Consider the following 12,428-nt stretch of genomic DNA (forward strand, 5'->3'; position numbering starts at 1 on the left):
CGCCTAGCCGCACTTGGAATAGCCGCAGTCGCCACAGGTCATGCAGCCTTCGACCATGCGCAGTTCGTAGGAACCGCAGCTGCTGCAGGCCTTGCCCTTGGGTCGCGCGTTCAGGGACACAACATCGGCGTGCGGATCAGCCTTGAGGCCCATGCCTTCACCCGCCAGAAACCCTGTGGCGACCATGTGTTTCTCGATCACCCCACCGATGGCCGCCAAAATCGAGGGCACGTATTTCCCCTTCATCCACGCACCTCCGCGCGGGTCGAACACCGCTTTAAGTTCCTCGACCACAAACGACACATCCCCACCACGCCGGAACACGGCCGAAATCATCCGTGTCAGCGCCACAGTCCACGCGAAATGCTCCATGTTCTTGGAGTTGATGAACACCTCAAACGGGCGACGATGCCCTGCAACGACCAGATCGTTGATCGTGATGTAAATTGCATGTTCGCTGTCGGGCCATTTGAGCTTGTAAGTCGCGCCCTCCAACTCGCTCGGGCGGTCCAGCGGTTCGGACATATAGATCACGTCGCCGGCGTTATCGTCGGTGATGACTTCCGGTTCGGCCTTATCCTCGGACACGCTCAGCACCGATCCGGTCACATCGTTGGGCCGATAGGTCGTGCAGCCCTTACAGCCCTGATCCCATGCGGCCATATAGACCTCTTTGAAATCCTCAAAGCCGATGTCCTCGGGGCAATTGATCGTCTTGGAAATGCTGCTGTCGATCCATTTCTGCGCTGCCGCCTGCATGCGCACGTGATCCAGCGGTGCAAGGGTCTGTGCGTTGACGAAATAGTCGGGCAAGGCGGTGTTACCTTTCAGATCGCGCCACATCTGCACGGCGTAATCGACGACTTCTTCCTCGGTGCGGGTGCCATCCTTTTGTAAAACCTTGCGGGTGTAGGCATAGGCAAACACAGGCTCGATCCCAGACGACACGTTACCCGCATAAAGGCTAATCGTGCCGGTGGGGGCGATACTGGTCAGCAGGGCGTTGCGAATTCCGTGTTTGCGGATCGCATCGCGCACATCACCGTCCATCTGCTGCATATGGCCGGTCGCCAGATATTTATCGGCATCAAACAGCGGGAACGCACCCTTCTCCTTGGCCAAATCGACCGACGCCAAATATGCGGCGCGCGCGATCGCGTGCATCCAGTCCTCGGTCTGACGCGCCGCCTCCGTCGATCCATAGCGCAGGCCCACCATCAGCAGCGCGTCGGCCAGCCCCGTCACGCCCAGACCAATCCGGCGTTTCGCTGCGGCCTCTTGCGCCTGTGCCTCAAGCGGGAACTGCGAGGCATCAACCACGTTGTCCATCATCCGCACGGCTGTTGCAACCAGATCACCCAGCGCGTCAACGTCCAGCGCCGCGCCATCCTCGAACGCATCGCTGACCAGACGCGCCATGTTGATCGAGCCCAGCAAACAGGCACCGTAGGGCGGCAAGGGCTGTTCACCGCAAGGGTTCGTCGCGGCGATGGTTTCGCAGTAGTTCAGGTTGTTCATCGCGTTGATCCGGTCGATGAAAATCACGCCCGGTTCGGCAAAATCATAAGTCGATTTCATGATCTGGTTCCACAGATCGCGCGCATTCAGTGTCTTCATCACCTGCCCGTCGTGCACCAACTCCCACGGGCCATCCGATTTGACGGCCTCCATGAACGGGTCTGTCACCAGCACCGACATGTTGAACATGCGCAGGCGGGCCGGGTCGGCTTTGGCCGTGATGAAATCCTCGATGTCGGGGTGATCACAACGCATCGTCGCCATCATCGCGCCGCGCCGCGATCCGGCAGACATGATCGTGCGGCACATCGCGTCCCAGACATCCATGAATGACAAGGGGCCGGACGCATCCGCCGCCACACCATGCACCGCCGCGCCCTTGGGGCGAATGGTGCTGAAATCATAGCCGATCCCGCCACCCTGTTGCATCGTCAGCGCCGCCTCGCGCAGCATGTCGAAAATGCCCCCCATGCTGTCGGGGATCGTGCCCATGACAAAGCAGTTGAACATCGTCACAGAACGCTTGGTGCCGGCACCCGCCGTGATCCGGCCAGCGGGCAAGTATTTGAAATCTTCCAGCGCGGCGTAGAATTTTTCTTCCCATTTGGCGGGTGCCTTTTCCACGGCAGCGAGTGCACGCGCAATCCGGCGCCACGAATCCTCGACCGTCGCATCAATCGGGGTGCCATCAGCCGCCTTGAAGCGATACTTCATATCCCAGATTTGTTCAGCGATGGGCGCGGTGAAACGGGTCATCAGGTATCCTTTGGCGGCAGGTGCAGACGTCAGGTTTTAGGGCGCGCGGCGGGTCCGGTCAATTTGAAAGGCGGTAATTGCGGCTTATGTTGCCAGATGTGGCAGAATCGTTTGCAGACCATTACCCTACCACATCTAGGGGGAACAATTGAAGAACAAACTACATATGCAAAAACTGTCAGTCGGCACCGAAGGGATCGCCGACCTTGCCGCGTGGCAGGCGACTAAACGCGCGCAAACGACTGACGGGCTCCCCCGCCACATCACCCGCATGTGGCCCAAACGGGCTGACGAAATCCTGGGCGGAGGTTCAATCTATTGGGTCGTGAAAGGCGAAATCCTGTGCCGCCAACAGATCCTGCGCTTTGACGAAGTGATCGGTAGCGACGGCATACGCCGTTGCGCCATCGTGCTGCACCCCGAACTGATCCCCGTCACCCCGACGATCAAACGCCCTTTCCAGGGCTGGCGGTATTTGCAAGACGCAGATGCGCCAAGCGATTTGACAAAGGCGCGCAAGGGCGAAGAAACACTGCCCAGCGAACTGTCAGCGGCGCTGGCGGAAATCGGTGTTTTCTAAAGGTCCAGCATCTCTTTGAGGCGCACCAAGGTCGCGCGATCCGCATCGCTCCACTCGGCCGTCAGGGATTTGAACAGGGTTGCCTGACTGGCATAAATCATCCCGTCCGACAGCACCTTGAGGAAATTCGCGCGCAGGGTTTCGCCGGTCGACGTAATGTCGGCCACAGCCTCGGCCGTTTCGTTCTTGACGGTGCCCTCGGTCGCGCCCTGGCTATCGACAAGCTGATAATCAGCCACACCATTTTCGCGCAAAAAGTCCCGCACAAGGCGGTGATACTTCGTGGCGATCCGCATTCGGAACCCGTGTTTGCGCCGGAAGGCCGCCGCCGCCGCATCGAGATCATCAAGCGTATCTACATCGACCCATGCTTGCGGCACGGCGATGATCAGATCGGCCCCGCCAAAGCCCATGCCCGCAAGTTCGCGCACCCGTTGGTCCCAGTTGGCCAGCTTTTCGCGCACAAGGTCGGACCCGGTCACACCCAGATGAATGCGCCCCGCGGCCAGTTCGCGCGGGATTTCACCCGCCGAAAGCAAAACCAGTTCCACGCCGTCTATCCCGTCGACGACACCGGCATATTCACGCTCGGTTCCCGCCTTGCGCAAGCGCACGCCGCGCGCGCCGAACCACGCAAATGTCTTGTCCATCAACCGCCCCTTCGAGGGCACGCCAAGTTTGATCGTCATGCCCCACCTCGCAGTTGCACGACCAGTTCGGGCCGGATCACGCCACCTACGGCAGGCACGCTGCGCCCCTGCCCCAACACGCGGGTCAGCGCATCGTAGCGCCCGCCCGTGGCCACCGGAACATCGGGTTGGTCATCGGCGTAAAAACCGAACACGAACCCGTCATAGTATTCCATCGAAGTGCGTCCGTAGCTGCTCTCGAAAGCAAGGTTTTCCACATCGACACCGCGTTCGGCCAAAGCATCCAGTCGGGCAGACAAACGATCGACCGCCGGGCCAACATGGGGCAAATCAACCGAAATATCGCGCAGGGCGATCAACACATGCGGCGCGGTTTCGCGCAACGACAGGATCGCATCAATCAGGGCGCGCTGTTCGTCGGCGATGGGCGGTGTTTGCGCGTCAATCCGCAGGGTTTCGATCCGCGCGGCAACTTCGTCGCGGCTGCGCAAGCCCACGTCCACACCCGCGTCAGCAAATGGATCATCCGCAGCAAGCAGTGCGATCCGGCTGGCAGGTGTCTCGCTGCGCCCGCCAAAACGCTCAAGCAAGGCGCGAAACCGTGCGGGCCGCCACAGGTGGCGCATCAGCGCGGCGCGGCGGGCCTCGGTCGTGGCCAGCCCCTGCACGGCGGCCATCAGCACACCGATGTCGCCCGTCACGGCGCGCAGGTTCAGCGGCTCCAGCGCGCTGGCAATTACGGAAAAAACCTCGGCGTCGCGGGCGGCGGCATCATCGGTCGCGAACACCTCAAACCCGGCTTGCAGGTATTCCGTGGGGCGCGTCTCATCAAGTTCCTGCTTGCGAAACACCTCGCCCGCATAAGAATAACGCGCGGGTTCGGCCATGGATTGCATATGCATCTGCACGACAGGCACCGTGAAATCGGGGCGCAGCATCTGTTCGCCGCGCAACGGATCGGCGGTGACATAGGCGCGCGCGCGAATGTCTTCGCCATACAAATCCAGCAGGGTTTCGGCGGGCTGCAACAGCGCCGTTTCAACCGGCACAGCGCCCGCATCCGCGAAATGCGCCATCAGGCGCGCGGCCTCGGCCCGTGCGGCAGATTTGGTGGCAGCCTCCGTCACCTGGCTTGGCTTTCAAGGATCTCGCGCACCTTTTCCACCAGATCGCCACGCGCGACTTCGTATTGGTTCGTGCGTTCCTGCCATTCTTCTAGGGTCGCGTTTTCAGCGATCTGCGCCCCAAGGATCAGGTCTTTCAACTGCACCACGCCACGTTCCTTTTCATCACCACCTTCGATGACGGCGATGGGGGAATTGCGGTTGTCGGCGTATTTCATCTGGTTGCCAAAATTTTTGGGATTACCCAGATACACCTCGGCGCGGATACCCGCGTTGCGCAGTTCCGCGACCATCGCCTGATAGTCGGCCATGCGGTCGCGATCCATCACGGTGACGACAACAGGGCCAGCCTGCTGCGCATCAATCCGGCCCTTGGCGGCGAGGGCAGCCAGCAAACGATCAACGCCGATGCTGACACCTGTTGCAGGCACTTCCTGCCCCGTGAACCGCTTGACGAGATCGTCATAACGCCCACCTCCGGCGACCGAGCCAAACTGGCGCGGACGGCCCTTTTCATCGGTGATTTCAAACGTGAGTTCGGCCTCGTAGACGGGGCCGGTGTAGTAGCCAAGACCACGCACAACCGAGGGGTCGATGACGATACGGTCAGCACTGTAGCCACCCGCCGCCAGCAGGTCAGCGATCTGGGCGAGTTCATCGACGCCCGCCGCGCCAACCTGCGACCCGCCGACTGCACGCAACAAGAGCTCTAGGGTATGCTCGTTGGTGTGCGATTTAGCAGTTAGAAACTTCATTATTGGAGCCGTCTGGTCTTCTGACAGACCAACACCGTCGATGAATGCACCGGACGCGTCTAAGCGACCATTGGTCAGCAAAGACAAGACGCCCGATGGCCCCACTTTGTCGAGCTTGTCGATAGTCCGCAGGACGTTGGCGCGCTGATCTTCACCCTCCAGGCCTGCGACCTCCAAGACACCATTCAGTACCTTGCGGTTGTTCACCCGCACAACATAGTGGCCGCGCTCGATCCCGACCGCTTCCAGTGTATCCGCCAGCATCGCGCAAATCTCGGCATCCGCCGCCACGTTGCCAGACCCGACCGTATCCGCATCGCACTGATAAAACTGGCGAAACCGCCCCGGTCCGGGCTTTTCGTTACGCCACACAGGCCCCATCGCATAGCGGCGATAGGGCGTGGGCAAATCATTGCGGTGCTGCGCGAACACACGCGCCAAGGGGGCCGTCAGATCATAGCGCAGCGCCAGCCAGTCGCTGTCTTCTTCCCAAGCGAACACGCCTTCGTTGGGGCGGTCCACATCGGGTAGGAATTTGCCCAAAGCCTCGACCGTTTCAACGGCCGAAGTTTCCAGCACATCGAACCCGTAGCGATGATAAACAGCCGCGATCTTGTCCAGCATCGTGTTACGCGCGGCAACTTCGCTGCCGAAATAGTCGCGAAAGCCCTTGGGCGTCACTGCCTTGGGGCGGGGCTGCTTCTTGTCCTTGGCCATAGAGTCCTCGGGGTTCCAACATGTTGAGGCAGGCTTTAGCGCGCCAAGCGGGCAAGGGCAACGCAGCTTTGCCGATTGCCCCGCCGCGGCGCGCTGTGCTAACGCCATCCCATGACTGACATCACCCGCCTTGAAGAACAGATCGCACACCTGACCCGCACCGTCGATGACCTGTCGGAAATCGTCGCGCGGCAGGAAAAGGAACTGGCCGTGCTGACCCGCCGGATGCATATGGTGATGGAGCGTGTGGCCACCCGCGAGGTGGATTCAGGCGGGACCGTGCCATTGGCCGACGAACGCCCGCCGCACTGGTAGGGGCGGCTAACCTTCCTTGCGGTCCATCGCGACAACTTCACCGTCATAGATCAGAATATCCGACCATGTAGTGTTGCCACCAAAGCGTTCATAGACGGTCACAAAAAGCGTGTCCCGCCCAAGCCGTTCAAGCCGTGATCCACAAGGTTGCCCATGGGCGACACGGCAAACACGCGCCTTGATCGCCTCGTAGGCGTTGTCCACGTCCGAATAGGCGATCCGGTCGTTACTATCCTGATATCGCACAACTTCATGTGTTCCCACATCACTGAAAATCGCAACGGCAGCGGTGAATTGACGTGGGCAGTTGTCCGCAAATCCGGTGATGTAATGGGTGCGCGGTGCGGTGCTGTTGGGGATAGTGTCATAAAGACGGAAACCCGATGTGCGGGCAATTTCGGTGCCAAGGCGGCGGGTCGGCGTGTCGCAGGCGCGCGCAATGGCACCAAAGCCGACGGCTTCGCCCGTGGTGACGGATTGTGCGTCAGGCCCGGTGGGGGTGGCGGGTTCCGCGGCAGCGCGGCGACCGCCGAACAGCCCTCCGAACAACCCGCGCCTTGCGGGTGGTTCAGCCGGGTCAGCGGCGGCTTCGCCAGCAGGCACGGCGGCCGGATCATCATCGGCAACCGGTTCGCCCGCGATGCCCGCATCCTCGGTTGCTGGTGCAGAAGCTGCCTGCGCCGATTCCAAAGCAGCAGTTACGGCGGCGTCTTCGTCAGGCGCTGCGCGTCCAAGCAATCGCCCGAACAAACCCGGAGAGCGCGCGGCCTGTGCAGCATCGGCCGGGCTTTCGGAAACTGACGCGGCGGTACGATCTGCAACGGCCACATCACTTAGGCGGTCAACGTCGCGTAGCGGATCACCACAGGCCACCAAACCCATACAGGCTGCCAATAAAATGCCCTGTTTGATCATCGCGATTGTCCCATTCCAACTGAGGCGTGTTTAGACGTTTCATGCATATCTATGCAATGGCGACCTCGCGCGACATCCCGCCGATCACAATTCCTGCACATCCAGAACGCCACCAAGCGAACGCAGCGCGCCCTTGATTTGCGGGTTCACAGGGAAATCATCGGTCAGGGTCACGTCAACTTCGCCCAGTTCGGCCGGATCCAGCACGCAGAACGTGATCGGCCCCCGTCCGCCCTTCACGCCGTTGCTGACCGCGTCTTGCAGCACATTTGCCACAGATGCGATGGCACCGGCGTCATCCAGAAACACGCGCAGGCCCGTGGCGCCCGCATCTGCCACGCTGACATCAATCGGCGCGACACCACGGCACAGCAGTTTCAGCTGGCCTTCTTCCATCGTCGCCTCGATCTGGGCTGTGACCAACGCGCCACCATCAAGATGGTCACGGGAAACATCCAGCGTGTCGGAAAACATGATCGCCTCGAAAGGTCCGGTGGGGTCGGAAAACTGCACAAAGGCATAGCGGGTGCCGCGCGCGTTCTTGCGTTCGGACCGGCCTTCAACCTTGGCGCCGACCTTCTTGATGGTTGCGCCGCGTTCTTCGGCCTCGGCGGCCAGTTCCTCGAATGTGACCGCCTTGGCCCGTTTCAGGGCGGCGCGATAATCGTCAAGCGGGTGGCCGGACAGATAAAACCCGATGGCCTTGTATTCTTCGGACAGGCGATCGTTGGGCAGCCAGTCTTCGGCGGGGGACAGGCGCGGTTCGGGCAGATCATCGCCAGCCTCGCCGAAAAGCGATACCTGATCGGAGTTTTTCTGATCATGGATCGCGGCGCTGTAGCCGACCAGCGCATCAAGGCTGTCAAACACGCGGCGACGGTTCGGATCAAGGATGTCAAACGCACCGGCGCGGGCCAGCATCTCCATCGGGCGCTTGCCGACACGTTTCAGATCAACGCGGCGCGCCAGATCGAACAGGGTGGCGAATTCGCGCCCGTCTCGCCCTTCGACGATCAGGCGCATCGCATCGACGCCAACGTTTTTCAGCGCGCCAAGGCCATAAACCAGCTTGCCATCCACCACGTCAAACGTGGCGTTCGAGCGGTTCACACAAGGCGGCACCCACGGCAGGGCCAGCCCTTTGCGGACCTCTTGGAAATAAACGGCCAGCTTGTCGGTCAGGTGGATATCGCAGTTCATCACACCAGCCATGAATTCGACCGGATGGTTCGCCTTGAGCCATGCGGTTTGATAGCTGACCACCGCATAGGCGGCGGCGTGGGATTTGTTGAAGCCGTAGTTGGCGAACTTGTCCAGAAGGTTCCAGACCTCGGTCGCCTTGGGTTTGTCGACGCCGTTCTTGGCCGACCCTTCAAGGAACTTCGGGCGTTCGGCGTCCATCGCCGCCTGAATTTTCTTACCCATGGCGCGGCGCAGCAGGTCAGCGCCGCCAAGGCTGTAACCCGCCATTTCCTGCGCGATCTGCATCACCTGTTCCTGATAGACGATGATCCCTTGGGTTTCGTCGAGGATGTGATCAATCGTCGGGTGCAGCAACTCGCGCTTTGACAGCCCGTTCTTGACCTCGCAGAACTTCGGGATGTTTTCCATCGGGCCGGGGCGATAGAGGGCAACCAGCGCGATGATATCCTCGATGCAGTCCGGTTTCATGCGGCGCAGGGCGTCCATCATGCCGCTGGATTCCACCTGAAACACGGCCACGGTCTTGGCGCTGGCGTAAAGTTTGTAACTCGCCTCGTCATCCAGCGGGATCGCGTTGATATCGTTTTCAGTCCCTGCCGCCGGTTCATAAAGCTGCGTGCCATCGGCGGCCACATGAAGTGGGCGGCCCGATTTCAGGATCAGGTCAACGGCGTTCTGAATGACGGTCAGGGTTTTTAGGCCCAGAAAGTCGAATTTGACCAGCCCCGCCTGTTCGACCCATTTCATGTTGAACTGGGTCGCGGGCATGTCGGAGCGCGGATCCTGATAAAGCGGCACCAGTTCATCCAGCGGCCGATCCCCGATCACCACACCGGCGGCGTGGGTCGAGGCATTGCGCAACAACCCCTCAAGCTGCTGACCGTAATCCAGCAGACGCGCGACCACTTCTTCGTTCTTGGCCTCTTCGCGCAGGCGCGGTTCATCGGCCAGTGCCTTTTCGATGCTGACGGGCTTCACGCCTTCCACCGGGATCATTTTCGACAGCCGGTCCACCTGCCCGTAGGGCATCTGCAAAACGCGGCCCACATCGCGCACGGCGGCCTTGGACAATAGCGCACCAAAGGTGATGATCTGGCCCACCTTGTCGCGCCCGTATTTGTCTTGCACATAGCGGATCACCTCCTCGCGGCGATCCATGCAAAAGTCGATGTCGAAGTCTGGCATCGACACACGTTCGGGGTTCAGGAACCTCTCGAACAGCAAGGAGTAGCGCAGCGGATCAAGATCGGTGATCGTCAGCGCATAGGCCACAAGCGACCCCGCACCGGACCCGCGACCGGGGCCAACCGGAATGTCGTTGTCCTTGGACCACTTGATGAAATCGGCAACAATCAGAAAGTAGCCGGGAAAACCCATGCCTTCGATAATCTCGAGCTCGAAATCAAGGCGTTTCTGGTAGTCTTCGACGCTCGCCGCGTGGGGGATCACGGCCAGACGCGCCTGCAAACCGGCGTTGGCCTGACGGCGCAATTCCTCGACCTCGTCATCGGCAAACCTGGGCAGGATCGGATCGCGGGTGTATGTGCGAAACGCACAGCGCCGCGCGATTTCAACGGTGTTTTCCAGCGCTTCTGGCAGGTCGGCGAACAGGGTCGCCATTTCCTGCTGGGATTTGAAATAATGCTGCGGCGTCAAGCGGCGGCGCGGTTCCTGCTGATCCACATAGGCGCCGTCGGCAATACACAGCAGCGCGTCATGGGCCTCGTAAATCTGGGTCTTGGGGAAATAGACATCGTTGGTGGCAACCAGCGGAATATCCATGGCATAGGCCATTTCCACATGGCCCTGTTCCGACAGCTTTTCCGCTTCGGGCAGCCCGCCATCTTCGGGATGGCGCTGCAATTCCACATAAAGCCGGTCACCGTAAATATCATGAAGGCGCGTCATCAAGGCTTCGGCGGCAGGGCGCTGCCCGTTGCGCAGCAACCGCCCGACAGGCCCGTCCGGCCCGCCCGTCAGGCAAATCAGACCTTCACCATGGCGCGCCAGATCATCCAGCGCGACCTGCGGCAGTTCCCCGCCCTTGTCGATATAGGCTGCCGAGTTCAGCTTCATCAGGTTCATGTAGCCCGCTTCGCTTTGCGCCAACAAAACGACAGGCGCGGGCGCTTCGTTGCGCTTGCCCGGATCGGCCTCGGTATAGGTCAGATCAACCTGACAGCCGATAATCGGCTGCACCCCTTCGCGCGCCGCCGTTTCCGAAAACTCCAACGCGCAGAACATGTTGTTGGTGTCGGTAACGGCTACGGCGGGCATATCGGCGGCAGCGGCCATACCGGCGATTTTCTTGACCGGAACAGCCCCTTCCAACAGGGAATATTCGGTATGCGTGCGCAGGTGAATGAATCGGGGGGCTTCGGTCATGGTGCCACCATATGGACGTGGGCGCGCAGGGTGAAGCGTGTAATACTTAGCTATTTGACTAAGTGTCTTGACAGAAGCCGCGACAGCCGCAATCCTGCGCCCATGACAACACAGATCGACACATGCTTTGCCGCCCTTTCCGATCCGACCCGCCGTGCGGTCGTTGAACGGCTGGTGGCTGGCCCGGCCAGCGTCAGCGACCTTGCCGCGCCGCACGACATCGCCCTGCCCACCTTCATGCGCCACCTGCGTGTGCTGGAAGATTGCGGTCTTGTGCGATCCATCAAGAAGGGGCGCGTGCGCACCTGCCACATCGAAGCCGCCCCCCTGATCGAAGTGCAAGGCTGGCTGGAATGGCAACGCCGCGTTTGGGAACAACGGCTGGACAGGCTTTCGGCCCTGGCCGAAGACATTGAAAGGAACACACAATGACAACGGATACCGACACCTTTACATTCGAGCGTGATTTTCCGCTGCCGCCTGCCCGCATGTGGGGGCTGATGACCGACCCGAAGATGCGTGAAATCTGGGGCGCACCCGGCGAAGATACTGTTCTTGAAATGCTGTCGTCCGACCTGCGTATTGGCGGCACCGACAAACACCGCTGCGGCCCCGCCGAAGCACCTGATTTCGAGGTTGCGACCCGCTGGTATCACCTTGCCGAACCCCAAGACGCGGTCTTTACCGAAGTGATCGAGGCAGGCGGCGCAACGCTGGGCGCAAGTCTTGTGACCTACCGGATTGATGCGCGCGAAGCCGGATCGCGCGTCAGCATCACGGTCGCCGTATCATCCTTCGTTGGGCCGGAAATGATCGCCGAATTCAAGGACGGGTGGACCGGCGGCGTCGACAACCTTGTTCGCCTTGCCCAAAAAGAAGGATAACGAATGACCGAAGATCTGACCCTCACGATCACCCGCCAGATCAACGCCAGCCCGCAAACCGTTTGGCGCTGTCTGACTGAACCGGAATTGCTCGTGCAATGGTTCGCCCCGAAACCCGTCGAAATCACCGAAGTCGAGGTTGACCCGACCCCCGGCGGTATCTTTCACATCGTCATGAAAGTGCCCGAATACGGCGAGATGCGCGGGCCGTCCGGTTGCGTCTTGCTGGCCGAATCGCCCACCCGGATGGTGTGGACAGCGGCGCTTGGCCCCGGCTTTGCGCCAAACCCGCCCCATACCAATCCCGACGATTTCTACATGACGGCCGACATGCGCCTTGAGGCCCGCGATGGCGGTTGTTTCTACACCGCAACGGCCCTGCATGCGACACCCCAAGCCGTTGTGGCACACGAAAAAATGGGCTTTTACGATGGCTGGGGCACAACGGCGGGGCAGCTTGCCGAGCTGGCCGAGCATTATCAAGATTCTCCTTAAAGTCCCCCTGAAATAAAAAAGCTTGCCAGAATGTTCCCCAGCCGCTTTGCTAACAAGACCAACAGGGGGCGCGTTCTCTACGCCGCATCGATGACGCAACAGTCCCAACAATAACAAATTCGGTACCGCGG

11 protein-coding genes are annotated in these 12,428 nt (G+C 60.6%); 5 read left to right on the forward strand and 6 right to left on the reverse strand.

Features of this window, described 5'->3' with window-relative positions; all coding sequences use genetic code 11:
- Positions 1-3 precede the first annotated feature (3 nt).
- The gene (locus tag SJY21_RS07640; RefSeq protein WP_377508459.1) at positions 4-2,274 is read right to left on the reverse strand and encodes an adenosylcobalamin-dependent ribonucleoside-diphosphate reductase; all 2,271 of its coding nucleotides are present in this window, start codon (positions 2,272-2,274) and stop codon (positions 4-6) included.
- A gap of 166 nt (positions 2,275-2,440) precedes the next feature.
- On the opposite strand from SJY21_RS07640, the gene SJY21_RS07645 reads away from it, so the two are divergent.
- A complete protein-coding gene (locus SJY21_RS07645; RefSeq protein WP_377508462.1) occupies positions 2,441-2,854 on the forward strand; it encodes a DUF1489 family protein in 414 nt (137 codons plus the stop codon).
- Here the strand turns inward: SJY21_RS07645 and hisG are convergent.
- Genes hisG through hisS form a run of 3 tightly spaced genes read right to left on the reverse strand, consistent with a single transcriptional unit; the run spans position 2,851 to position 6,100 of the window.
- Positions 2,851-3,543: an ATP phosphoribosyltransferase gene (gene hisG / locus SJY21_RS07650; RefSeq protein ID WP_377508465.1), complete on the reverse strand. Its 693-nt coding sequence runs from the start codon at positions 3,541-3,543 to the stop codon at positions 2,851-2,853. The genes SJY21_RS07645 and hisG overlap by 4 nt on opposite strands.
- On the reverse strand, positions 3,540-4,580 hold the full coding sequence (locus SJY21_RS07655) for an ATP phosphoribosyltransferase regulatory subunit (RefSeq protein ID WP_377513190.1): 1,041 nt from the start codon (positions 4,578-4,580) through the stop codon (positions 3,540-3,542). Before SJY21_RS07655 ends, hisG begins: the two co-directional genes overlap by 4 nt.
- 47 nt (positions 4,581-4,627) lie before the next feature.
- Complete coding sequence (gene hisS / locus SJY21_RS07660; RefSeq protein ID WP_377508468.1) at positions 4,628-6,100, reverse strand: histidine--tRNA ligase; 1,473 nt, start codon at positions 6,098-6,100, stop codon at positions 4,628-4,630.
- A gap of 111 nt (positions 6,101-6,211) precedes the next feature.
- Between hisS and SJY21_RS07665 the strand changes: the two genes are divergently transcribed.
- Positions 6,212-6,415, forward strand: a complete 204-nt coding sequence (locus SJY21_RS07665; protein ID WP_377508470.1) for a SlyX family protein — start codon at positions 6,212-6,214, stop codon at positions 6,413-6,415.
- Between the two features lie 6 nt (positions 6,416-6,421).
- Here the strand turns inward: SJY21_RS07665 and SJY21_RS07670 are convergent, their stop codons facing one another.
- Together SJY21_RS07670 and dnaE are read right to left on the reverse strand one after the other, a co-directional pair.
- Positions 6,422-7,330 (reverse strand): hypothetical protein, encoded by a 909-nt coding sequence (locus SJY21_RS07670; RefSeq protein WP_377508473.1) that lies wholly within the window; start codon positions 7,328-7,330, stop codon positions 6,422-6,424.
- Between the two features lie 84 nt (positions 7,331-7,414).
- Entirely contained in the window at positions 7,415-10,918 is a 3,504-nt protein-coding gene (gene dnaE, locus SJY21_RS07675; RefSeq protein ID WP_377508476.1) for a DNA polymerase III subunit alpha, read from the reverse strand.
- A gap of 102 nt (positions 10,919-11,020) precedes the next feature.
- Between dnaE and SJY21_RS07680 the strand changes: the two genes are divergently transcribed.
- From SJY21_RS07680 to SJY21_RS07690, 3 genes are read left to right on the forward strand one after another with little or no spacing between them, the layout of a single operon-like run.
- Complete coding sequence (locus SJY21_RS07680) at positions 11,021-11,350, forward strand: ArsR/SmtB family transcription factor (RefSeq protein WP_377508478.1); 330 nt, start codon at positions 11,021-11,023, stop codon at positions 11,348-11,350.
- Positions 11,347-11,802 carry an SRPBCC domain-containing protein gene (locus SJY21_RS07685; RefSeq protein WP_377508481.1) on the forward strand — a complete coding sequence of 152 codons (456 nt, stop codon included), beginning with the start codon at positions 11,347-11,349 and terminating at the stop codon, positions 11,800-11,802. Before SJY21_RS07680 ends, SJY21_RS07685 begins: the two co-directional genes overlap by 4 nt.
- A 3-nt stretch (positions 11,803-11,805) precedes the next feature.
- Complete coding sequence (locus tag SJY21_RS07690; protein ID WP_377508484.1) at positions 11,806-12,297, forward strand: SRPBCC domain-containing protein; 492 nt, start codon at positions 11,806-11,808, stop codon at positions 12,295-12,297.
- Positions 12,298-12,428: the final 131 nt, after the last annotated feature.

It is taken from the genome of Octadecabacter sp. R77987, assembly GCF_042466115.1.
In the GTDB taxonomy this organism is placed as follows: Bacteria; Pseudomonadota; Alphaproteobacteria; order Rhodobacterales; family Rhodobacteraceae; genus SW4.

Coding starts and splice junctions, on each gene's coding strand:
- SJY21_RS07690 (WP_377508484.1), top strand. CDS start 11,806: ATGACCGAAGATCTGACCCTCACGATCACCCGCCAGATCAACGCCAGC.
- hisS (WP_377508468.1), bottom strand. CDS start 6,100: ATGGCCAAGGACAAGAAGCAGCCCCGCCCCAAGGCAGTGACGCCCAAG.
- SJY21_RS07670 (WP_377508473.1), bottom strand. CDS start 7,330: ATGATCAAACAGGGCATTTTATTGGCAGCCTGTATGGGTTTGGTGGCC.
- hisG (WP_377508465.1), bottom strand. CDS start 3,543: ATGACGATCAAACTTGGCGTGCCCTCGAAGGGGCGGTTGATGGACAAG.
- SJY21_RS07665 (WP_377508470.1), top strand. CDS start 6,212: ATGACTGACATCACCCGCCTTGAAGAACAGATCGCACACCTGACCCGC.
- SJY21_RS07655 (WP_377513190.1), bottom strand. CDS start 4,580: ATGGCGCATTTCGCGGATGCGGGCGCTGTGCCGGTTGAAACGGCGCTG.
- SJY21_RS07685 (WP_377508481.1), top strand. CDS start 11,347: ATGACAACGGATACCGACACCTTTACATTCGAGCGTGATTTTCCGCTG.
- SJY21_RS07680 (WP_377508478.1), top strand. CDS start 11,021: ATGACAACACAGATCGACACATGCTTTGCCGCCCTTTCCGATCCGACC.
- SJY21_RS07640 (WP_377508459.1), bottom strand. CDS start 2,274: ATGACCCGTTTCACCGCGCCCATCGCTGAACAAATCTGGGATATGAAG.
- dnaE (WP_377508476.1), bottom strand. CDS start 10,918: ATGACCGAAGCCCCCCGATTCATTCACCTGCGCACGCATACCGAATAT.
- SJY21_RS07645 (WP_377508462.1), top strand. CDS start 2,441: ATGCAAAAACTGTCAGTCGGCACCGAAGGGATCGCCGACCTTGCCGCG.